Origin of the sequence: Bradyrhizobium sp. HKCCYLRH1030 (assembly GCF_051168395.1) — a bacterium.
Lineage (GTDB): Bacteria > Pseudomonadota > Alphaproteobacteria > Rhizobiales > Xanthobacteraceae > Bradyrhizobium.
Window position 1 is genome coordinate 334,484 of sequence record NZ_JBNPUY010000007.1, and the last position, 21,802, is coordinate 356,285.

Annotated in this window: 14 protein-coding genes and 2 pseudogenes; 8 read left to right on the plus strand and 8 right to left on the minus strand. The window is 61.1% G+C overall.

Annotated features, from left to right (window positions below; all coding sequences use genetic code 11):
- Window positions 1–12: 12 nt before the first annotated feature.
- Window positions 13–1,269 carry a CaiB/BaiF CoA transferase family protein gene (locus ACQR1E_RS22205; protein ID WP_315754106.1) on the plus strand — a complete coding sequence of 419 codons (1,257 nt, stop codon included), beginning with the start codon at window positions 13–15 and terminating at the stop codon, window positions 1,267–1,269.
- Between the two features lie 116 nt (window positions 1,270–1,385).
- Here ACQR1E_RS22205 and ACQR1E_RS22210 read toward each other — a convergent pair whose 3' ends face one another.
- The 6 genes from ACQR1E_RS22210 to ACQR1E_RS22235 form a co-directional block, all read right to left on the minus strand.
- A complete protein-coding gene (locus ACQR1E_RS22210; RefSeq protein ID WP_315754104.1) occupies window positions 1,386–2,924 on the minus strand; it encodes an acyl-CoA synthetase in 1,539 nt (512 codons plus the stop codon).
- A 99-nt stretch (window positions 2,925–3,023) separates the two neighbouring features.
- Window positions 3,024–4,217, minus strand: coding sequence for an ABC transporter substrate-binding protein (locus tag ACQR1E_RS22215; RefSeq protein WP_434897560.1), 1,194 nt, complete (start codon window positions 4,215–4,217; stop codon window positions 3,024–3,026).
- Window positions 4,218–4,427: 210 nt separating this feature from the next.
- The gene (locus ACQR1E_RS22220) at window positions 4,428–6,569 is read right to left on the minus strand and encodes a 3-hydroxyacyl-CoA dehydrogenase NAD-binding domain-containing protein (RefSeq protein ID WP_315754100.1); all 2,142 of its coding nucleotides are present in this window, start codon (window positions 6,567–6,569) and stop codon (window positions 4,428–4,430) included.
- Between the two features lie 13 nt (window positions 6,570–6,582).
- A complete protein-coding gene (locus ACQR1E_RS22225) occupies window positions 6,583–7,791 on the minus strand; it encodes an acetyl-CoA C-acetyltransferase (protein WP_315754098.1) in 1,209 nt (402 codons plus the stop codon).
- A 91-nt stretch (window positions 7,792–7,882) separates the two neighbouring features.
- Window positions 7,883–9,136 carry a cytochrome P450 gene (locus ACQR1E_RS22230; RefSeq protein WP_315754096.1) on the minus strand — a complete coding sequence of 418 codons (1,254 nt, stop codon included), beginning with the start codon at window positions 9,134–9,136 and terminating at the stop codon, window positions 7,883–7,885.
- A 100-nt stretch (window positions 9,137–9,236) separates the two neighbouring features.
- A complete protein-coding gene (locus ACQR1E_RS22235) occupies window positions 9,237–10,211 on the minus strand; it encodes a helix-turn-helix domain-containing protein (protein WP_315828351.1) in 975 nt (324 codons plus the stop codon).
- 130 nt (window positions 10,212–10,341) lie between these two features.
- Between ACQR1E_RS22235 and ACQR1E_RS22240 the strand changes: the two genes are divergently transcribed.
- The 5 genes and pseudogenes from ACQR1E_RS22240 to ACQR1E_RS22260 all read left to right on the plus strand — a co-directional run bounded on the left by ACQR1E_RS22240 (window position 10,342) and on the right by ACQR1E_RS22260 (window position 16,253).
- Complete coding sequence (locus ACQR1E_RS22240) at window positions 10,342–11,550, plus strand: CaiB/BaiF CoA transferase family protein (RefSeq protein WP_315754092.1); 1,209 nt, start codon at window positions 10,342–10,344, stop codon at window positions 11,548–11,550.
- Window positions 11,551–11,626: 76 nt separating this feature from the next.
- The gene (locus tag ACQR1E_RS22245) at window positions 11,627–12,862 is read left to right on the plus strand and encodes an ABC transporter substrate-binding protein (protein ID WP_434897561.1); all 1,236 of its coding nucleotides are present in this window, start codon (window positions 11,627–11,629) and stop codon (window positions 12,860–12,862) included.
- 513 nt (window positions 12,863–13,375) lie between these two features.
- The gene (locus ACQR1E_RS22250; protein WP_315754088.1) at window positions 13,376–14,353 is read left to right on the plus strand and encodes an NADPH:quinone oxidoreductase family protein; all 978 of its coding nucleotides are present in this window, start codon (window positions 13,376–13,378) and stop codon (window positions 14,351–14,353) included.
- 34 nt (window positions 14,354–14,387) lie between these two features.
- Window positions 14,388–15,059 (plus strand): nitroreductase, encoded by a 672-nt coding sequence (locus ACQR1E_RS22255; protein WP_315754086.1) that lies wholly within the window; start codon window positions 14,388–14,390, stop codon window positions 15,057–15,059.
- A gap of 209 nt (window positions 15,060–15,268) precedes the next feature.
- Window positions 15,269–16,253 (plus strand): annotated as a pseudogene (locus tag ACQR1E_RS22260) (NAD(P)H-dependent flavin oxidoreductase).
- A gap of 251 nt (window positions 16,254–16,504) precedes the next feature.
- Here ACQR1E_RS22260 and ACQR1E_RS22265 read toward each other — a convergent pair.
- Window positions 16,505–16,753 carry a helix-turn-helix domain-containing protein gene (locus ACQR1E_RS22265; RefSeq protein WP_409998687.1) on the minus strand — a complete coding sequence of 83 codons (249 nt, stop codon included), beginning with the start codon at window positions 16,751–16,753 and terminating at the stop codon, window positions 16,505–16,507.
- 223 nt (window positions 16,754–16,976) lie between these two features.
- Here ACQR1E_RS22265 and ACQR1E_RS22270 point away from each other — a divergent pair.
- Window positions 16,977–17,144, plus strand: a pseudogene (locus ACQR1E_RS22270) (ion channel); the annotation flags it as partial.
- Window positions 17,145–17,484: 340 nt separating this feature from the next.
- Here the strand turns inward: ACQR1E_RS22270 and ACQR1E_RS22275 are convergent.
- Window positions 17,485–17,955 (minus strand): Lrp/AsnC family transcriptional regulator, encoded by a 471-nt coding sequence (locus tag ACQR1E_RS22275; protein WP_315754084.1) that lies wholly within the window; start codon window positions 17,953–17,955, stop codon window positions 17,485–17,487.
- Between the two features lie 146 nt (window positions 17,956–18,101).
- On the opposite strand from ACQR1E_RS22275, the gene putA reads away from it, so the two are divergent.
- The gene (putA, locus tag ACQR1E_RS22280) at window positions 18,102–21,800 is read left to right on the plus strand and encodes a trifunctional transcriptional regulator/proline dehydrogenase/L-glutamate gamma-semialdehyde dehydrogenase (RefSeq protein ID WP_315828357.1); all 3,699 of its coding nucleotides are present in this window, start codon (window positions 18,102–18,104) and stop codon (window positions 21,798–21,800) included.
- The last annotated feature ends 2 nt before the right edge of the window (window positions 21,801–21,802 follow it).

Consider the following 21,802-nt stretch of genomic DNA (forward strand, 5'->3'; position numbering starts at 1 on the left):
CCGGGAGGTGACATGACCACGACAGGCCGTCCGCAGCTTCCGCCGCCGCGCCCGAGAACGCCTGGCGCGCCCTCCGCGCTTCAAGGATTGCGTGTCATCGACTTCTCGCACTTCATCGCGGGACCCATGTGCACGCTCTTTCTAGCGGATATGGGCGCCGACGTGATCAAGATCGAGAACGCGGCGAACGGGGACGATTTTCGTCGTTTCCAACCTCACCTCGGCGGTGAAGGCGTGCCGTTCCTCTGGGTCAATCGGAACAAGAAAGGCATTGCGCTCGATCTTGCGAGCCAAGCTGCGCAAAAAATCGCAATTGAACTCGTCGCATCAGCCGATATCCTGGTGGAGAATTTCTCGTGCGGGGTGATGGAACGGTTCGGCCTCGGCTACGATGCGATGCATCAGCTCAACCCTCGCCTGATTTATTGCAGCGTCTCGGCCTATGGCCGCGACGGCGCAATGGCTGATCGTCTGGGCTTCGATCCGGTGATCCAGGCCGAGACCGGCTTCATGTCGATGAACGGTTTTTCGGACCAGCCAGGTGTCCGCACCGGCCCCGCGATCATGGACATCTCCACTGGCATGACGGCCGCGATTGCCGTGCTCGGCGCCTTGACCGCACGCCAGAACACTGGGCTGGGGCAGCGTGTCGAGACAGCGTTGTTCGATACCGCTGCGCTGATGCTGGGCTTTCACGCGATGAACTATCTTGCGACGGGTCGCAATCCGACTCGCGCCGGCAACCGCAGCGCCGATAGCACGCCGACGGGCACCTTCCAGACGGCAGACGGCCCGCTCTATGTCACCTGCGCGAATGATCGAACCTTTCGTCGCCTTGTCACGAACGTGCTGGAGCGGCCTGACCTGGCCGAGGATCCTCGCTTCGTAAGCAACCGCGACCGGATGGCGCATCGCGACGAGTTGACCGCCATCATCGAAGGGATTCTTGCCGGCCACTCCAGCGAACGGTGGGCTGCCAAGATGCAGGCCGCGGGCGTGCCGGCCGGCGTCGTCAGAACGATCGAAGACGCTTTCAGCTCTTTCGAAATGGCCGAGCGTGCGCTCGCGTCGTCCATTCCGCATCCGACAGCAGGCGACATACCGAACATCGGATCCCCATTGCGTTTCAGCGAAACGCCTGTTCTCGACCCGATCGCTGCCCCGACTCTCGGGCAGCATACGACCGAGGTGCTGGAGCACGTTCTCGGTTATGGGCCCGAACGCATTGCTGAACTGAGAACGGCGGGCGCATTCGGATCGTCAGGCTGACCCGCTCTCGCCGACGCGCGATGACGTCCGCTCACATCCGGCCGAAACGTCAATATCCAAGAAAGGGATTGCCGCCGCAGCGTGCTGCGCCCCCGCGCGCGACGGAAAAATAGCGGTCAGATGCGCCGGCCCGTGTCCTTCCAGAAGGGCTCCTTGAGCCGACGCTTGAAGATCTTCCCGCTTTCCTCGCGCGGAAGCGCTCCATGGAAATCGATCCGGCGCGGCACCTTGTATTTCGCGATACGTTCGGCCAAATAGGCGCGAACCTGCTCGGTCGTGAGTTCGCTTCCCGGTTCAGGCTCGATCGCGGCAGCCAGCGACTCGCCGAACTCATCGTCGGGAATGCCGAACACAGCACAATCGCGCACTCCAGGACATTGAATCAGAGCCGATTCGATCTCCGCCGGATAGATATTGACGCCCGCCGAAATCACCATGTCCGACCGCCGATCGCACAGATACAGCCGATCGTTCTTGAGATAGCCGACGTCGCCGACACTGATCAGCCCGTCGCGCTCGACCGATTTTCGCTTGGCCTCGTCGTTGAGGTAGACGAAATCCGCCAGCGAGTCCTGACGAACGTAGATCTCGCCCACCTCGCCCGGCGCGACCGGCTTACCGTTTTCTCCGTACAGCGCAATCCGGGCGCCCGGCGTGAGCCGCCCGACGCTGCCGGGGTGAGCCAGCCAATCGTCCGGCGTGCTCAGCATCACCGCTCCGACCTCCGTTCCGCCATAGGTCTCGTAGATGACCGGCCCCCACCAGTCCATCAGGGCCTGCTTGATCTCCGGCGCACAGGGCGCGCCCGTGTGGATCACCCATCGCAGAGAGCTCACATCGTATCGGCGGCGGGTCTGTTCCGGCAGACGCATCAGGCGGACGAACATGGTGGGAACCATCACCGCATGCGTGATCCTTTCCCGCTCGATCAGCGCCAGCGTTTCTTCCGGCTCGAATTTGGATTGGAACGCGATGATCTCGGCCTGTGCGATGGCCTGACGCAAACAGGCGTTCGGTGACGCATGGTAGAGTGGACCCCCGATCAACACGCGCACGCCGGGCGCGATGCCGTAGACGGCGCGCATCAGCTCTCCATACGCCTTGGCCTGCTCAACCGTCGCAGGCTCGCGCTTCACGCCTTTCGGGTTCCCCGTCGTACCGGACGTGTAGATCAGCGTCGCGCGGCTGCGCGGCGGGGCACCGCTCCAGGGCTGGAAATCCGCCAGCCAAGCCGGCCAGCAGCGGTCCGATCCCACCGGCTCCTCGGCACCTGGTGGAACGCCGAATTGCCGAACGAGCTCGGGCGGCGTCGGTACGCTCAGCACCAGAATGCCGCGCAAGGCCTCCCCGAGTTCGCTGCGCACCGCCGCGAGCAGATCGGCATGAGCCACCAGGACCTTGGGCTTCGCATCCCTGAGGATATAACCGACCTCCTGCGCCCGGCCGTGCCAATTGATCGGCACGCAATAGGCGCCGATCAACGCAGCGGCGTGGGTCGCCTCGACAAAAGCGAAGTCGTTGCGCAGCAGGACCGCAACAGTGTCGCCCTCGGAGACTCCGCAAGCATGCAGCCCGCTGGCCGCACGTGCGGCATTGCTCAGCACCTCTTCGCGCGCGCGAGCCGTTCCATCGAGAAAAATCAGTGGCGATGTCATCATCCCTCTAACAATGTTCTGTCCGGGGCGTGGGAGCACGTTTGGTGAAGCGCTCGACTTCTCGCGGCCGCCTGCCCGATCGTTCTGGAAACCGATCGGCTACTGCGTTGCCGGTTTGCAGTCCGGATTGGGCGCCTCCGGCATCAACTCTTCGGCTTTCATGCGCCGGACGATCTTGAAATAGTCCCACGGGGCCTTTGATTCCTCCGGCGATTTGACCTGGACCAGCAGCATGTCGCGCATCACGCGGCCATCTGCCCGGATCCTGGCCGAAGGGGTCGTGAGGTCCGAGATCGGCAGCTCGTGCATCTTCTTTGCGACCTCCGGTCCGGATGTCGAGCCCGCAGCCTTGACGGCCTTCAGGTAGTGCGTGACCGAGCTATAGACTCCGGCCTGAAGGGCGGACGGCGGTCGTCCCATTTTCTCGCTGAACCGCTTCGCAAAGCTGCGGGTGTTGTCGTCCGTATCCCAGTAAAATGCTGTCGTCGTATAGATGCCTTTCATGCGGTCCAAGCCGAGGCTGTGCACGTCGGAGTCGAACAACATCAGGCTCGCTATGCGCATTCCCTTCTGCAGCAGGCCGAATTCAACAGCGTTCTCGATGAGAAGGACGCCGTCGTGGCCGGCAAAGGACGAGGCAATCGCGTCCGGTCGCGCTTCCTGCGCCGCCAGGAGGAGCGAGGCATAATCCGACGTACCTATCGCCGCGCGCCGCGTGCCGACCAGTTGTCCCCCGGTCTCCTTCACGACGTCGGCAACCGCCCGCTCCATCTGGTGTCCGAAGGAATAGTCGGGCCCGACTACGAACCACTTCTTCACGCCGGACTCGGCTGCGCTCAGAACGGTGGCGCGCGGCAAAACGCTGGTATCGAATGTCCACACGAAGCCTGTCGGCGAGCACGATTTGCCATAGAGATCGATTGTCCCGGCGCCCGAGATGAGGGCGATCTTTCCCTTCGCATGGGCGAGATTCTGGATTCCGAGAGCGATGGTGGACACGGGAACGTCGGCAATCGCGTCAACATGCTCCTCGTCGAACCACCGTCGGGCGATGGTCAGGCCAACGTCCGGCTTCAATTGGTGGTCGGCCGAAACGATCTCGATCGGTCGGCCAAGGACGGTGCCGCCGGCGTCGCTGACCGCCAGCTCCGCGGCAAGGACCGAGCCGCGACCGACCGTATCGGCGATGACGCCCGACATGTCAGTCAAGACACCGATCTTCAGCGGCTCGCCAACCGCCAAACCGCTGCACAGGAACAAGCCCAGTACCGCGGCGACAACTCGTCCTGCCATGACCACTGCCCTCCCCTTTATTGGTTGGACCATTGATACATTGTGACTGTGATGGCCGCAAGCCCTGTTCGGTCCAACGAGTCCTTTGCCAGCCTCCGCCGGACGAGAAGGGAAGAGAGACTCGCTCGCAATCGGCCTATTCCCGGCCTTTGGGCAGGCCGCACCCACAATCGATACGACGCAAGGTTCTCCGCTCCCGGCCCGCCCTCGTCAGGCGCAGAATCGGCGGTCACCGTCGGCCATCTGAACCAGCATGCGCGGTGGAAGAAAGCGGTCGCCGTATTTCGTAGCGAGTTCGGAGGCACGTAGAGCGAACGCCTTCGGGCCAATCATGTCGATGTATTGAAGAGGTCCGCCGGTCCACCGTGGATAACCGATGCCTAGCACCGCACCGATGTTTGCGTCCCGGGAAGATTCGATGACGTTTTCCTCGAGGCAGCGCACGGCTTCGACGGCTTGGATAAAGAGAAAACGGTCGGACAACTCTTCGAGAGGAATTTGTGCCGAACGCGGCGGAAAGTGGTCACGCAAGCCGGGCCAGATTCGTTTCTTGCCACCGGCGGGATATTCATAGAAGCCGCCGCCACCGGCTCGACCGGGCCGCTTCAACCCGTTGACCATTCTGTCGACAACGGCCCAATGTGGATGGGCAGGCGCAGACTTACCCGCGGCCTGGAGGTCAGCGACGGTCTGGAGGCGAACACTCCAAGCCAGCGCAAGAGAGGTTTCATCCATGACGGCGAGAGGGCCGACGGGCATTCCGGCCCAGATCGCCGCGTTTTCGATTGCTGCAGGATCCACGCCCTCGGCCAGCATCGCGCCTGCCTCGCGTGTGAAGGTTCCGAACACGCGGCTCGTGAAGAAGCCGCGGCTGTCATTCACCACGATCGGCGTCTTGTTGATCTGCCGCACGAAGTCGTAGGCCCGGGCCAAGGTCTCCGCCGAGGTCGCTGCTCCCTTGATGATCTCGACGAGCGGCATCCGATCGACCGGCGAGAAGAAATGCAATCCGACGTAGTTCGCCGGTCTAGCCGAGGCTTGTGCGAGCCCCGTGATCGGAAGCGTCGACGTGTTGGACGCAAAAATTCCCCCGTGCGCCAAATATGGCTCGGCCTCCTGAGTGACGCTTCGCTTGAGGTCACGATCTTCTAACACCGCCTCGATGATCAATTCCGATCCTGCGAGATCGCTCGGGCTCCCGGTCGGCTTGATCAAGGCCAGCGCAGCGCTCATGCGATCCGCGGACAGTCGGCCTTTCTCGACCTGTCTCTCAAGTCCGCTCTGGATCTGCGATTTTGCCTTTTCCGCCTGCTCCCGGGTAACGTCCTTCAACACGACGGAGATGTCCCGTTGAGCGGCGACCTGGGCGATGCCACGGCCCATCAGTCCGGCACCCAACACTCCGATTCGCGCGAAACTGGCGTCGGGAATGCCTTCCGGCCGGCTCTTCCTGGCCTTGATTTCGTTCATCTGGAAGAAGGACGTCCGGATCATGTTCTTGGCAACGCTACCAACCGCGACGTTCGCGAGGTAACGGCTCTCGATCCGAGATGCCGTGTCAAAATCGAGGGCAGCCCCTTCGACCGCCGCAGACATCGCGGCTTCCAGGGCCGGGTAACGCAGGCGGTGCTTCTTCATCAGCAGCGTGGGCGCGGTTCGCAGCCAAGCCAGCGGCGCCGCGGCATTGGGCGTCGATCCTGGAATGCGAAAGCCTTTGCTATCCCACGGCTGGCTCGCCTCGGGATTGTCCAAGATCCAACTGCGCGCCTGCGCGAGCAACTCGTCTTTGTCCCGCGCGAGCCCATTCAGCAATTTCAGTTCAAGGGCGCGTTCCGCACCGAAGACTACGCCGTCGAGGACGAGCGGCATCGCAGCTTCGAGCCCCAGCATGCAGACCAGGCGCACGATACCTCCGGCACCCGGAATGAGCCCGAGAGTGGTCTCCGGAAGACCGAGTTGAAGGCCTCCGTCGTTGATGGCGAACCGCGCATGACAGGCGAGGCCGAGCTCGAAACCGCCGCCGAGCGCAGCACCATTGATGGCCGCGACCACGGGCTTTCCCAGCTTCTCCAGCCGACGCATCGTCGCCTTGGTGGCTTCGGCACGGGCAAAGAGCGCCGCGGCGTCATCGGCGGCGAGCAGCCCCTTGAGATCTCCGCCGGCAAAGAACGTCGGCTTGTTCGAGGTGAGGATGACCCCGATGATCATCTCGCGTTCCTGCTCGATCCGCTCAACCGTCCCGCGGTAAGCATCACGGAACGCCTGGGTCATGGTGTTCACGGCCTGACCTGGCATGTCCATGGTCAGCGTGACGATGCCCTGATCATCCCTGGCATAATCGATGGCGGTCATTCCGAATCCCCAATCAAACACGTTCAATGACAGTTGCGACGCCCATGCCGTCAGCTGCGCACAATGTGACAAGGCCCCGCTTCAGCTCGCGCCGCTCCAACTCGTCGAGCAACGTCCCAACCAGCACGCATCCGCTTGCGCCCAACGGATGCCCAAGCGCGATCGCGCCGCCGTTGACGTTGACTTTCGCCAGCGGCACCTTCGTTTCATCCAGGAAGCGCAACACTACGCTCGCAAACGCCTCGTTGACCTCGTAGAGATCAATGTCTTCGAAGCTCAACCCCGCCTTGCGGAGCGCCGCTTCCGCGACCGGTGCAGGCCCAGTGAGCATGATCGTCGGTTCGACGCCGAGCGCGGCCGTCGCGATGATCCGCGCGCGTTGCCTCAGGCCGAGTTCGCTCCCCTTTTCGGCGCTGCCGATCAGCATGAGCGCAGCGCCGTCGACGATGCCCGAGGAATTCCCGGCCGTATGAACGTGCCTGATCTCCTCGACCTGAGGATATTTCGACATTGCGATGGCGTCGAAACCGCCGAACTCGCCCATCTCGGCAAAGGACGGCATGAGCTTCGCCAGCCCCTCCACGGTCGCATCTGCCCTGATTGCCTCGTCCGCCGCAAGCAGGACGACGCCATTGATATCGCGCACCGGCACAAGAGATCCATCGAAGCGGCCTTCGGCGCGCGCTTGCGCCGCCAGTTGTTGCGAGCGCAGCGCGTAGGCATCGACATCCTCGCGCGTCCGACCATCGAGCGTGGCCAGCAAGTCCGCGCTCACACCCTGCGGAATCATCTTTAGCTCGAACGACAACCGCGGCTGATGATCACGCACACTCGGTGCTGCGCCGATGCCCATGCGCGACATCGATTCGACGCCACCGGCGACGATCAAGTCGTCCCACCCGGAACGGATCTTCTGCGCTGCCAGATTCACAGCATCGAGGCCCGAGCCGCAATAACGGTTGAGCTGAAGGCCCGGCCCCGTCCAGGACCATCCAGCGGCGAGCGCGGCGGTCTTGGCGATCACGCCACCCTGCTCGCCATACGGCTGCACGCAGCCGATCAGAACATCGTTGATCAGCGCGGTGTCGATTTCAGTCCGCCGCTCCAGCTCTTGCATCAGCCCGGCCAGGAGTTGAACCGGCCCCACTTCGTACAGCGCGCCGTCCCTCCTTCCCTTGCCTCGCGGCGTGCGGATCGCATCGAAGATAATCGCTTCACTCATTTCTGATTCCTGAAGTCGGTCTGAAAGATGATGTCGGAGCGCCCCCGCGGCAACGCACGGCACCTCGACCATCCGGCACGCGATGGCTTGATCACTGCACCGGGCAGCTCTTCATACGGTACGTGATCGGCAACCGCTTCGGGCCACTGACCAGATTGGCCTCAATCCACGCGGGCTCCCCCGCCAGTTCGATCGAGTCCACCCGAGCAACAATTTCCGTGAACAGCGCTTTCATCTCCATCCGCGCAAGGTTGAGGCCAAGGCACTGGTGCACGCCGTGCCCGAAAGCGATATGGCGGTTGGGCGTCCGATCGACACGGAACGCGAAAGGATCGACGAAAACCTCCTCGTCGCGATTGCCGGATGGAAAGCACATCATGAGCGAATCGCCGGCACGGATCTGCTTGCCCCGAAGCTGATAGTCCTGAGTCGCCGTGCGGAAGAAGTGCTTCACCGGCGAGGTCCAGCGCAACATCTCTTCGACTGCGGAATTCAGCAGCTCCGGCGACTCGCGCAACCGACGGAACTCCGCCGGATGCTCGATCAACGCATGCAATCCACCGGCCATCGCCGAACTTGTCGTATCATGGCCCGCGGTCGCAATGACCAGGTAGTACGAGAGGCTCTCGAAGACTCCGGCCGGATTGCCGCCGACCGACGCATTGGCGATTACCGAGGCGAGATCGTCCTTCGGGTTCCTGCGACGGTCCTCCGCGATAGCGCCGAAGTAAGCAAAAAACTCCTGAGCCGCGACTTGGCGGCTTTGGAAGTTGTTGCTTCCTCCCGACAAATCCTTGTCAGACGAAGCGAGCAGAGCTTGCGTGAACTTGAGCATCTTGGCGTCGTCTTCGCGCGGAACGCCGAGGATCGTCATGATGATCCGCAGCGGGTACCAAAGCGCGACGTCGTTGACGAAATCGCACCGGCCACCGCGCTCGTCCATCAAAGCGACAAACTCTCCGGCAAGATTCTTGATCTCCCCCTCGATCTTGCGCAGGTTCACCGGCATGAACCACGCCTGTGTGATGCCGCGGTAAGCACGATGGTCGGGCTCGTCCATGGTGATGAGCGTCCTGACTAATTTCGCGTTCCCCGCGCGGACTCGTCTTTCTTCCTCCTCGATCGGCACGAGGCTATTACGCGGATCGTTGATGAATTTGTCGTTCTGCCGCTCGATTTCGAGGATGTCGCTGTGCTTCGCGATGGTCCAGAATGGCCGATAGCCGGCAGGTTCTGTCCATCGCACGGGGTCGCTTCGCCGCAGTTCGGCGAAGATTTCGTCGTACTTGCGGGGCGTTCCGTATGTGACAGGGTCTACGACCTGGTCATCGATCCGTTCGACCATCGGTCTCCTCCAGATGTTTGATTATTTTCTGACACCCTAACATCGGCACGAAAATCAAACCTGCCTCACAGCGCCAGGCACGTGACGCACGGTGCCAAGTTTATCTCGCAGCGGCCTGCCCGTCGGTGCGGGACGACGACCATTGCCTGGGCGATTGACCGTACCGTGCCCGAAACACCCGGCTGAAATGCGCGGGGTCGACGAAGCCGACGAGGTACGACACGTCGGTGATGCTCTGAGGTTCCTCCGCGCGATCTCGCAACAATCGCGCAGCTCGCGCGAGACGTAGCTCTTGGACCAACCCCATAGGCGTCTGATTGATCCGGCGGACGAGCCGGTACAGCGAGCGGCGGGACAGGCCGACAGATCGGCCGATGCCGTCGGGGCTGAGATCGGGATTACTCAACTGAACCTCAATGGCCTGTCTCACTTGGTCGATTTTCGCAGCGTTCGGGATGAAGGCGCTCCGTTTGGCAGCGCTCGCAGGCAGACTTGCTTCCACAGCATCCATAAACAGAACTTCCATCGAAGCCTGAACCCGCAAATTCGGCCATTCGGGAGACCCCAGGGCCTCGGAAATCATTGAGAGTGCAACCCGGCTCTCAGCCGACCTCGCGAGGCGGGTTCCGCCAAGCTGAGAGCGCGGCCAATGTTCGCAGTATCGATGACTAACGGTCACCCCGATCGTTCGACTGCCGTCCGGAATCAGAAATGAAGTCGGCACGGAAGCGTCAAAGATGGCCCATTCGCCGGCCCGGAGTTCCGTCGCACGATCAGACTGCTTCACGAATGCGCTTCCGAATCGCTGCAGCAAAATAAAGCAGCTTCCCGTCTCGGTCGGATCGATCGAAAATCCGTACGTGTCGTTGGCGCGGCCCAGTCCAGATGCGGCAACATAGTTGTCAACCAGCAGTGCATCGCCCAGTCGCTCAAGTCGTCCCCACACAGAGAACGAATGCGCCCGCCTCGTGTAGCAGCTTCCCGCGAAGTGCGGCTCGATAGCGGAGTGCCATTCGTCCGGCGACGTGAAGCGCCGGTGCATCGCGGAAATCGAATGGACGGGGCCGTAGGGCATTCTGCTCTCCAGGTCCCAATTATGAATGGTTGAACCTTTGCGTCAAGAGTGTTAGGTAGATGCCAATCAAAAGATCTGGCTGTCATCTGGATGGCCGGCAACAAGTCTGCTTGGCGGCAGGGAGGATCTGGTGGCTGGCGTGTTCCAGGGTCTGAAAGTCATTGACAGCGCCACCTTTGTCGCCGGCCCGGCGGCGGCCGTGATCCTCGCGGACTTCGGTGCGGACGTCGTCAAGATCGAGCCGGTCGGCGCCGGCGATCCGCAGCGGGTCCTCGGTCGTCTTCCTAACCTGCCAAAAGCCGACCATAACTACGCGTGGACAGTTGCCGCGCGCAACAAGCGTACGCTGGGGTTGGACCTCAAGACCGAGACTGGTCGAACCATCCTGGGGCAGCTCGTGCGTTCCGCCGATGTTTTCGTTACCAACCAGTCTCCGGCTTCACGCACTCGGCTCGGGATCAGCTATGAGCAGCTTTCGGAAATCAATCCGCGTCTCGTCTATGCGGCGCTCACCGGCTACGGGGAGACAGGCCCCGAAGCTGAAAGACCGGGCTTCGATGCCCATGCCTATTGGGCTCGATCGGGATTGGCCGATAGCGTACGCCCCGACCCCGAGAGCTCTCCTGCGGCACCCACTATGGGGATGGGCGATCAGCCGACAGCGGTCACCCTCTACGCCGGGATTGTCACGGCGCTCCTTTACCGGGAGCGCACGGGCCGGGGGAGCTGCGTCACGTCATCGCTGCTCGCCAACGGAGTCTGGTCGAATGCGGCATCGATCCAGGCGGTCCTGTGCGGTGGCGAGATCCAGTACCGCCTCCCCCGAAAGGCCACCCGGAACGCTTTGACGTGCTTCTATCGGTGCGCTGACGACCGCTGGTTCATGATCAGTCTGGTGCAGGAGGAACGCGATTGGCCGCGCTTCTGCCACGCAATCGGCCGCTCCGCCTTAATCGAGGACTCACGCTTTTCGGCGCTTGCAACACGGCGCGCCAATGCGGCCGAGCTTGTGGCACTTCTCGACGACCTGTTTGCGAGCCGCATCTCGTCCGATTGGCAACGCATCTTTCAGGCGGCTGACCTGACCGCGGCGATCGTGGCCAAGGCCGGAGATCTGGTCGGCGACGACCAGATGTATCATGCCGGTGCGCTTGTCAGAGCCGAGTGGATGCCGGGGCATGGCGCAATCGTGGACAGCCCGTTCCGAATAAGCGGTATCACGAAGAGGCCCCCAAACCCCGCACCGGAATTGGGCCAGCACAGTGGGGAAATCCTGGAGGAGCTTGGATATTCCGACGAGGACATTGCTCGCCTGAAAGTATCTGGCGTTGTCGGCTGATTGACGGCCGAAGTCCCGGCCCACTGTTCCAAATCGGTCGTAACCGAGCTGAGTTATGTCGATGGGAGGATCAACCATGCCACGAAGATACCTGCCCTATTTCGCCGCCGTTGGGTTGGCGGCGAGCCTCGCGGCTCTACCGGCCAATGCAACCGAAAAGAAGTACGATCCGGGCGCCACAGACCAAGAGATCAAAATCGGAAATCTCGCTCCCTATAGCGGGCCCGCATCAGCCTACGGCATCATCGGTCGCGTCGCTGCAGCGTTTTTCCGCAAGGTCAACGATGAAGGCGGCATCAACGGGCGGAAATTCACTTTCGTCAGCTACGATGACGCGTTCAGTCCGCCGAAGGCCGTGGAGCAGGCGAGAAAGCTGGTCGAGAGCGACGAGGTGCTCATGATCTACCAGTCGGTTGGAACGCCCTCGAACGCGGCGATCCAGAAATTCTTGAATGCCCGGAAGGTGCCGCAGCTCTTTGTCGCAAGCAATGCCACCCGCTGGGGCGATCCGGACCATTTTCCATGGACCATGGGCTGGCAGCCAAATTTCCAGAGCGAAGGGCGCGCCTACGCAAAATACATCCTGCAGAACTATCCGAACGCGAAGATTGCCATGCTCTGGCAGAATGACGACGGAGGGCGCGACGAGGCGAAGGGTTTGCGCGATGGGCTGGGAGAAAGGGCCTCGATGATCGTCGCCGAATCGTCATTTGAATTGTCGGAACCGACGATCGACGCTCACATCGCGCGGCTGAGAAACTCCGGCGCGGACATCTTCGTGTCCTGGACCACGCCGAAAGCAAGCGCTCAGGCCATCCGCAAGCTTGCAGAACTCGAGTGGAGGCCGGTCGTCTTCCTCGCAGGCGTCTCCACCTCCGTGGCGAGTGTGCTCCGTCCTGCAGGTCTGGAGAACGCCAAGGGGATCATCTCGAATGCCTATTTAAAGGACCCCAGCGATCCCGCCTGGAGCAACGACGCGGCCACGAGAGGTTGGAATGCGTTCATGGACAGGTATCTTCCAGATGGGGACAAGGCAGACCGCGTCACCGTCTATGGCTACGCCGTTGCGCACACGCTGCTCGAAGTCCTCAAGCGATGCGGCGACAACCCCACGCGCGACAACATCATGCGGCAGGCCGCGAACTTAAGGGACCTGGACGTTCCGATGCTCTTGCCCGGCATCAAGATCAATACGTCTGCTAAGGATTATTTTCCAGTCGAACAGATGCAACTCATTCGCTTCGACGGTCAGAGGTGGCAGCCTCTCGGAGAGCTGATCGACGGCGAAGTCGGAAGCGCCGGGACCAACTGAGGTGAGCTCGGTCCTGTGCTTTCCCAACGCAAATGCGAGAAGCAGATCCCATGCCTCGGCTCACGCCATCGTCGCGCGTGCGTCTGCGAGCCCTGGGAATCGGTTTCGTCGATGGCCTCAAGGTGCAGGACCTCTATCTCATGAAGCGTCGGAGAGGGGGTGACCGAGTATGCCCCGGGGGCATGCAGGTCATGGGAATTTATCGCTCGGGCGCACTCGCCGAGTACGTCGCCGTTCCAGCGGAAGCAGCACTAATCCTGCTGGATGGCACTTCCGCCGAGGCAGGGCCTCATTTTGCGCAGATATCTCACGGCCCATTCTGCGCTGACAGAGGGCGCAAGCTACAAGCTGGCGACCAGATGCTCGTCCCGCGCCCAGCCGGAGGCGTCGGAACCGCCGCGATACATTTGCGGATGATATTCGCAGGCCCGTCATTGCGGCGCCTCGACCGAAAAGAAACGAAAATCTTGCGTTCGATCAATTATACGCACTCCAATTCCGTAAGAGGCTATCATGAAAGCAGTCGTCGTCGAGAACTACGAAGCCATCGACAATGTCGCTCTAAAGGATGTGGCTCAACCGGACATAACGCCTGGGATGGTTCGTGTCCGGATACAGGCTGCAAGCGTTGGCTTTGTGGACGGCTTGAAGGTCCGGGGCCTATATCAGACCAGGGATCCCCTGCCCTTCACACCGGGCACAGAGTTTGCCGGCACAGTCGATGCAGTCGCCCCGGACGTGGAAGGCTTTGCACCAGGGACGCCGGTTATCGGTATGGCCAGATCGGGTGGGCTTGCTGAGTATATTTGCCTCCCAGCTTCAGCGCTTTTCGTCAGGCCGGAAGACGTGGCACCGGAAGTTGGCGCTTCGTTTTTTGCGAATTATCTTACAGCGCTCTATTCGCTGAAGGTGCGGGGAACGCTTCGTCAGGGCGAAACGCTGCTGGTGCTTGGCGCAGCCGGCGGGGTTGGCATCGCCGCGGTACAAGTCGCAAAGCTACTGGGCGCCTCGGTCATAGCAGCCGCATCGACTGAGGCGAAACGGCAGTTTGCGACGGCGTACGGCGCCGACGCAGTGGTGAACTACACCGTCGACGGCTGGCGTGACGAGATAAAGACTCTCACCAGTGGCCGCGGCGTCGACGTGATCTTTGACCCGGTGGGCGGTGACCTGAGTCTGCAGGCATTCCGTTCGATCGCCTGGAATGGGCGTCATCTTGTCGTCGGGTTTGCGGCCGGCAGCATTCCCGCGCTGCCGTTCAATTTACCACTTCTGAAAGGAGGCGCATTGCTGGGCGTCGACCTCGCTCAGATCGGCCGCCGCGAACCGGACGTGCGCGACCAACTGATTGCCCAGCTATTCGCCTGGTTGAGCGAAAAGACACTCCTTCCGGTCGTAGGGAAGATCTTCGCCTTTCGGGATTTCCGCGATGCCTTCAAGGCAATGACCACGCGTTCCGCACTGGGAAAGATGGTTGTTCGGATCGATTGACGATCGCCTTCGACGCTTTGCATGAGGACAACCTATGAAAGTTTCCGACGCCCTAAACTCACGAATGTCGGTCCGCGCGTTTCTGGATAAGCCGGTCCAGGGAGAGATCGTGAAGGATATCCTGCTGGCGGCCGGTCGTTCGCCTTCGGGCGGCAACCTTCAGCCCTGGCATGTCTGGGCGCTGGCTGGTCAAGAGCTCGAACGGTTCAGGTCGCTCGTCGCCGAGCGGATGAAGATCAACCCAATGGGCGAAAAAGCAGAATACAACATCTATCCACCCGAGCTGAAGGAGCCGTACAGGACCCGACGCTTCAAGAACGGCGAAGATCTTTATCGCACAATTGAAATTCCACGCGAGGACAAGGCCGCGCGCCTGAAGCAGCTCGCGAAGAATTTTGGATTTTTCGGCGCTCCGGTCGGCTTGTTCTTTGCCATCGATCGCGAGATGGAGCCGGGACAGTGGGCTGATCTTGGCATGTACTTGCAATCCGTCATGTTGCTGGCCTTCGAAAAGGGATTGGCCACTTGCCCGCAGGAAGCGTGGGCAATCTGGCACAGGACGATAGCCGAATTCATCGCTTTGCCGCCTCATCTCATGATCTTTTGCGGCATGGCTCTCGGCTACGCGGATGCTGAGCATCCCATCAACAGCCTTCGCACGGAGCGCGCCGACTTATCGGAATTTGCGACGCTTCGAGGCTTCTGACTTGCGGGGCACGATGAAATCATCGACACGACCACCTTCATGTTGGGTCTGAAGGGGCTTCGCTATCATGGCGGCACCATCCCTTCGCGAATGACCCTTGGAGCAAGGTGCTCCAAGGGTCCTGTCGTGTGCAGCGCTGGCGCTTAGACTCCAATGACAGAGCTCGGCGCAAGCGCAGGAAAGCTCTTCCAAGAGCAACTTAAGGCGACATGACTCTCACGAACCGAACCGGCCTGCCCTCGAAGATCGCATCGCGGTTGCGCCTGCCTTTGGTGGCCGCTCCGATGCTCCGGGTATCGGGCGTCAACCTCGTCACGGCGGTTTGCCGGTCGGGGGCGATCGGCGCCTTTCCCACTGCCAACGCTGGATCGGTCGAAGAACTCGATCACTGGCTGAGAGCGATCGAGCATGGCGTTGCAGACTTGGGTCATCAGGCTGCACCACACTGCCCCAATTTGATCGTGCGGCAGCCGCGCTTCCAGGAAGACCTTGCTTGTCTCGTCCGCCACAAGGTGGAGATCGTCATCACCAGCGTCGGGTCTCCTGCAGCGGCCGTTGGACCGCTGCAGGATGTAGGCTGTCTCGTATTCGCCGATATCGCGTCTCTGAATCACGCAGAGAAAGCAATCAAGGCCGGGGCGGATGGGCTGATCCTGTTGAGTGCCGGGGCGGGCGGCCAGACCGGCTGGGCAAATCCATTTTCCTTCGTCCGAGCCGTCCGAGCAATCTTCGACGGACCGATCGTTCTTGCGGGCGGCGATGGCGTCGCGTTGGCTGCTGCGCAGCTGCTCGGTTGCGACCTTGCTTATATGGGAACGCGCTTCATCGCCACGCGGGAAAAGCATGGCGAGTGACGCCTATCGTCAAATGCTCATCGACAGCACCATGGATGACGTGATCTTGACGAAGGCCTTCACCGGACTCGAGGCGAGCATGCTGCGTCCTTCGATCGTCGACGCCGGTCTCGATCCCGCTCATTTGGATGAGTCCGTTTCGCAAGAGCGTGCCAAGGAGGTGTTTGGGACCAAGTCGGGCGGCCCGCGTCGTTGGGCCGAGGTCTGGAGCGCAGGCCACTCCGTGTCCGGCGTGCGCTCCGTGATGGGAGCGGCGGAATTGATCGACGAGATCGCCAGAGAATATGTAGCGTCGGTCAATTCGGATCTAGTCCGAAGCAGCAAGCAACTGCGAACGTGACGAACTGGTCCGCCGCGCGACAGTCAACGCATGATCAGCAGGCGAACCGTGTCGCAGGAAATCGTAGTTTGGCGCACGACGTCGTGCAAATGGCGGAGAGGGAGTCCGCGAGACGGCGCAAAATATCTCTTTTATTCAACTGGTTGGGAGATTCACGGACCAGCGGTTCCACAAAATTACCCTCACCCACTTAGTGGATTGGAATGGAAAAAGACGGACAAACGCGGCCAAGTCTCACAAGGCGCGAACTGTTACCAAATCTTTCTCATACCTCCAGGCTCCGACGGGTTCACGTCGAGCAGTGCTTGGAGCGAGCTCACGAGTTCCAACCGCCGACGTCCTACGGTTGTAGTAATGAGATCCCCTGTCCCAATCAACTCGTAAAGCTTCGTGCGTCCCAAGCCAGTGATCTCGCATGCTTCGTTAATCGTGCAGGTGAGCCGTAGAACGAACGGAATCGACCTCGGTTCTCCAAATGGCTTGGATGAAGCAATCGACACCCCTTCGCCTCTGTCTCCTGACCTTGCCCCCAAGTTTTATCCAGATCTGAGTTCGTTCGGGCGGTTGGATGTGCCCATCCGGGCGGTCGTAGCGGCGGGAGCTGGCGCGACCTCATATTTCTTGACGATTTACGCCTTCGCCATTGCTTATCGCCTCGTTGAGGCTCTTCAGCATAGCGCGTTTGAACAGCACCTGGATGGGCTATGAACAGCGCTCTATTTCAGCACCATCACAATAGCGACAGTTGGCTATGGCGATATCGTGCCGAAGACCGCCGCGGCGCGGTCGCTTGTGATGGGCCATTGGGCTCCTTTTTTTAATGCTACTGGGCTCGTCGGCCGAAGATCCACCGAAGTTAAGCGCCGCCTTCAGTATTCGACCACCGATTGACCACCGCTACACCGTGAACGAACGTGGAAGCTCGTGAGCCGACGCCACGAAAAACGTCAATGTTTTTCAAGACCTTCGAGCAAGCAGGCCCGCTCATAACGGCCTGGTTTCAGGTTCTCGCTGATTGCTGATCAGGGCTAGCGATTCTGGCCGCAAGATCGGCAAGATCGAGAACAATCTCCCCCCGCGGCCGACTATGCGTTGTTTCAGATCGGCAGTTGGGTGACGGGACGGCGCGGAGATCGACCGCTCGATGAAACGATTCCGAGATTTCGCGGCGTGGCCTTGTCCGTGGCGGAAAGTCACGGCCGACGACGATGCGACGTCCTCCGCCGCCCGACTATAATCCGCTGTCTTTCACAGACTGCATGACGACAAATGTCGACGTATTCGACACATGCGGAAGGCTCGAAATCTTTTCGCCCAATACCTGCCGATACCTTTTGATATCAGCGGTTCGAACCTTCAGCAGGTAGTCAAATGAACCTGCGATCATGTGGCACTCTTCCACCTCCTTGATCTTCATGACCGCCGAGTTGAACTCGGTCAACGCCTTCTCCCGTGTGTCCGAAAGCCGGACTTCCGCGAAAGCAACGTGCTCCAGTCCGAGCCGTCGTGGATCCAGCACGGCCCTGAAACCAACGATGTAGCCGTCGTCCATCAGGCGCTTCAATCGCACCTGACACGGCGTTTTGGATAGGCCGACCTGCTTGGCCAGGTCGGTTACCGACATCCGGCCATCTTCGGCCAAGGCCTGCAGAATTCGCCCATCGAACTGGTCTATTTCACTATTTTCCTGCGTTTTCGCCATGCGATTGGACCGACTTGCTCCAGATGAAAGGTCGATAATACCATATTTCGGCAGAAACAAAGTCTGAAAGCCGGAGCCGCCAATGCTATTTCTAACTCGGTTCGATCAAGCGTCAGATGAAGGCTGAGGTGATGTCCAACTCCACCATGACTGTTCTTCCGCAAAGCGACTCCGAGGCGGACCGGCATGCAGTCTTCTCCAACTTCGCTCCGCCGATCCATCCGCAGCGCGCATTGCGTCAAGCGATCACGGCGGCCTACCGGCGTCCGGAAACGGAGTGCCTGCCCCCACTCGTGGCGGCCGCAACACTCCCGGCGAGACTCCAGTCGGCGGCGACGGAGACCGCACGACGTCTCATTGAAAAGCTGCGCGCCAAGCAAACACGTTCCGGAGTCGAGGCGCTCGTTCAGGAGTACGCGTTGTCGAGCCAGGAAGGTGTGGCTCTGATGTGCCTTGCCGAGGCGCTGCTTCGCATCCCCGATACGCCGACGCGCGATGCACTGATCCGCGACAAGATCGCCACCGGTGACTGGACGTCGCACCTTGGCGGCGGACGGTCGCTGTTCATCAATGCCGCGACATGGGGACTCGTCGTCACCGGCAAATTGAGTTCGACCGTCAGCGACGGCAGTCTGGCTTCCGCACTGGCTCGCCTGATCGCGCGCTGCGGCGAGCCGGTCATACGTCGCGGCCTCGACATGGCGATGCGCATGATGGGAGAACAATTCGTCCGAGGCCAGACGATCGAGGAGGCGCTCCGCCATTCGAGCTCTCTAGAGCAACAAGGCTTTCGCTACTCGTATGACATGCTCGGCGAAGCGGCAATGACCGCCGCCGACGCCGAACGCTACTACAAGGACTACGAACACGCGATTTTCGCGATCGGACAAGCGTCCGCAGGACGCGGCGTCTATCAGGGCCCGGGCATCTCGATCAAGCTGTCCGCACTGCATCCACGCTACTCCCGGGCGCAGTCCACGCGCGTCATGGATGAACTCCTACCCAGGGTGAAGGCGCTGGCACTCCTGGCCAAGCGATTCGACATCGGCCTCAATATCGACGCCGAGGAGGCAGAACGGCTCGAATTGTCGCTCGATCTTCTCGAACAGCTCTGCCTGGATACGGACCTCTCAGGCTGGCATGGAATGGGGTTTGTCGTACAAGCCTACGGCAAGCGCTGCCCATTCGTACTCGACTACATCGTCGATCTTGCGCGCCGCGCCGGCCGCCGCATCATGGTCCGCCTCGTCAAGGGCGCCTATTGGGACGCTGAGATCAAGCGCGCCCAGGTTGATGGGCTGAACGGGTTTCCCGTCTACACGCGCAAGGTCTACACGGACGTCTCCTACATTGCTTGCGCCAGAAAATTGCTCGCAGCACCCGACGCGATCTTCCCCCAGTTTGCGACCCACAATGCCCAGACCCTCGCCACGATCTACTATATGGCCGGTCAGAATTTTCAGCCCCGGCAATACGAGTTCCAGTGTCTGCACGGCATGGGCGAACCGCTCTATGAAGAGGTCGTCGGTGACGCCAAGCTCAACCGCCCTGTGCGGATCTACGCACCGGTTGGCACGCATGAGACCCTTCTCGCATACCTCGTTCGGCGCCTGCTCGAAAACGGGGCGAACTCCTCCTTCGTCAACCGCATCGTAGACCCGAACATATCGGTCGACGACCTCGTGAGCGATCCCGTGGAAGCCGTCAAGGCGATGGCGACGATGGGCGCACAGCACAGCAAGATCAAACTGCCGGCCGAGCTGTTTGGAAGCAGTCGAACGAATTCGGCAGCCCTTGATCTGACCGATGAAGCCATCCTCGCGTCGCTCACACGCGCGTTGAAGGCGAGCACCGGCATCGAATGGAAGGCGACACCTCGACTCACGACCAACGAGGCGAGCGCTCCAGCACGTCCGATCTGCAATCCCGGAGATCGCCGCGACATCGTCGGCTGGGTGACTGACGCATCGGACGACGATGTGCTGCGGGCGACTGAGCAGGCTTCCGCTGCAGCCGCGAGTTGGGCGTCCGTACCACCGCCGGAGCGCGCCGAATGCCTCACCCGGGCTGCCGATTTCATGCAAGATCGGATGCCCACCCTTCTCGGCCTGATTTCGCGTGAAGCCGGCAAGTCGTTGCCGAATGCGATCTCCGAGGTGCGCGAGGCGATCGATTTCCTGCGCTATTATGCAGCGGAAGCACGCCGCACCCTCGGCCCGGCTCAAAAGCCGCTTGGTCCGGTCGTTTGCATCAGCCCGTGGAATTTCCCGCTGGCGATTTTCATCGGACAGATCTCAGCCGCACTGGTCGCCGGCAATCCGGTGTTGGCAAAACCTGCCGAAGAAACCCCGCTGATCGCGGCCCAAGGCGTTCGCATCCTGCATGAAGCGGGTATTCCGGCCGACGTCCTGCAACTGGTGCCGGGTGATGGCCGCGTCGGCGCCCTTCTGGTCGCCTCGCCGGCGATCTCGGCCGTGATGTTCACTGGATCGACCGAGGTCGCGCGTCTGATCCAGTCGGAGCTTGCAAACCGACTTTCGATGGAAGGTCGGCCGATCCCATTGATCGCAGAGACCGGCGGGCAGAATGCGATGATTGTCGACTCTTCGGCGCTTGCAGAACAGGTCGTCGGTGACGTGATTGCATCGGCCTTCGATAGCGCTGGCCAACGCTGTTCGGCTCTTCGGGTCCTTTGTCTCCAGGAAGATGTTGCGGATCGCATTCTGAACATGCTGAAAGGCGCAACGCGTGAGCTGACCATGGGGCGCACAGACCGCCTGTCGGTCGATGTCGGTCCGGTCATCACGTCGGAAGCAAAGAAGACGATCGAGGAGCACATTGAGACGATGCGCGGCTTGGGTTGCGCGGTCGAACGGATCGGCCAGAGCGCGGACACCACCAATGGCACGTTCGTATCTCCAACGATTATTGAACTCGATAGGCTCTCTGATCTGACACGGGAAGTCTTCGGACCTGTTCTTCACGTTCTGAGATACCGCCGTGAAGATCTCGATGCCCTGATCGACGACATCAATGCAACGGGCTATGGCCTCACCTTTGGCCTGCATACACGTCTGGACGCAACGATCGCGCACGTCACACATCGCGTCAAAGCAGGAAACATCTACGTGAACCGCAATGTGATTGGCGCTGTCGTCGGTGTCCAGCCATTTGGCGGCCGCGGACTGTCCGGTACGGGCCCCAAGGCCGGCGGCCCGCAATATCTGGGGCGACTTGTCACGCCCTCCCCGATCGCGCTGCAGCCCAGCTCCAACAACACCAACACGGCGCTTCTCGATTGGGCGAAGTGGCTTGAGGACAAGGGGGCGAACGCGGCCGCCGACGCGGCTCGTTATTTCGGTCAAGTCTCCGCGCTCTGGCATGAGGTCGAGCTCCCCGGGCCCGTCGGTGAACGCAACGTCTACGCGTTGCATCCGAGAGGCCTCATCCTTTTGGCACCCGAAACGGTGACCGGCCTCTATCATCAGCTTGGCGCAGTCATCGCCACCGGCAATCACGCGATAATCGACGCTGCATCGGGATTGCAGAGCTCGCTGGCGGGGCTACCGCCACACTTGGCCGGCCGCGTGTCCTGGTCGACCGACTGGGACGCTCACGGTCTCTTCGGGGGCGCCCTGGTCGAGGGCGGGGTCGAGCGCGTCCAGTCCGTCTGCAAGCGGATCGCCGCCATCCCGGGACCACTCGTGCCGGTTCAGGCAGCTTCAGCAAACGAAATTGCCCGAAATCAGAATGCTTACAATATCCAATGGCTGCTGGAGGAGGTGTCGACGTCGATCAACATGGCCGCGGCCGGCGGCAATGCGAGCCTGATGACGATCGGGTAGGA

What these genes read in the sequence shown, in the direction of transcription:
- ACQR1E_RS22215 (WP_434897560.1), bottom strand. Translation starts at nt 4,217, where the DNA reads ATGGCAGGACGAGTTGTCGCCGCGGTACTGGGCTTGTTCCTGTGCAGC.
- ACQR1E_RS22275 (WP_315754084.1), bottom strand. Translation starts at nt 17,955, where the DNA reads ATGGCGAAAACGCAGGAAAATAGTGAAATAGACCAGTTCGATGGGCGA.
- ACQR1E_RS22255 (WP_315754086.1), top strand. Translation starts at nt 14,388, where the DNA reads ATGAAAGTTTCCGACGCCCTAAACTCACGAATGTCGGTCCGCGCGTTT.
- putA (WP_315828357.1), top strand. Translation starts at nt 18,102, where the DNA reads ATGACTGTTCTTCCGCAAAGCGACTCCGAGGCGGACCGGCATGCAGTC.
- ACQR1E_RS22230 (WP_315754096.1), bottom strand. Translation starts at nt 9,136, where the DNA reads ATGGTCGAACGGATCGATGACCAGGTCGTAGACCCTGTCACATACGGA.
- ACQR1E_RS22220 (WP_315754100.1), bottom strand. Translation starts at nt 6,569, where the DNA reads ATGACCGCCATCGATTATGCCAGGGATGATCAGGGCATCGTCACGCTG.
- ACQR1E_RS22225 (WP_315754098.1), bottom strand. Translation starts at nt 7,791, where the DNA reads ATGAGTGAAGCGATTATCTTCGATGCGATCCGCACGCCGCGAGGCAAG.
- ACQR1E_RS22245 (WP_434897561.1), top strand. Translation starts at nt 11,627, where the DNA reads ATGCCACGAAGATACCTGCCCTATTTCGCCGCCGTTGGGTTGGCGGCG.
- ACQR1E_RS22250 (WP_315754088.1), top strand. Translation starts at nt 13,376, where the DNA reads ATGAAAGCAGTCGTCGTCGAGAACTACGAAGCCATCGACAATGTCGCT.
- ACQR1E_RS22210 (WP_315754104.1), bottom strand. Translation starts at nt 2,924, where the DNA reads ATGACATCGCCACTGATTTTTCTCGATGGAACGGCTCGCGCGCGCGAA.
- ACQR1E_RS22205 (WP_315754106.1), top strand. Translation starts at nt 13, where the DNA reads ATGACCACGACAGGCCGTCCGCAGCTTCCGCCGCCGCGCCCGAGAACG.
- ACQR1E_RS22235 (WP_315828351.1), bottom strand. Translation starts at nt 10,211, where the DNA reads ATGCCCTACGGCCCCGTCCATTCGATTTCCGCGATGCACCGGCGCTTC.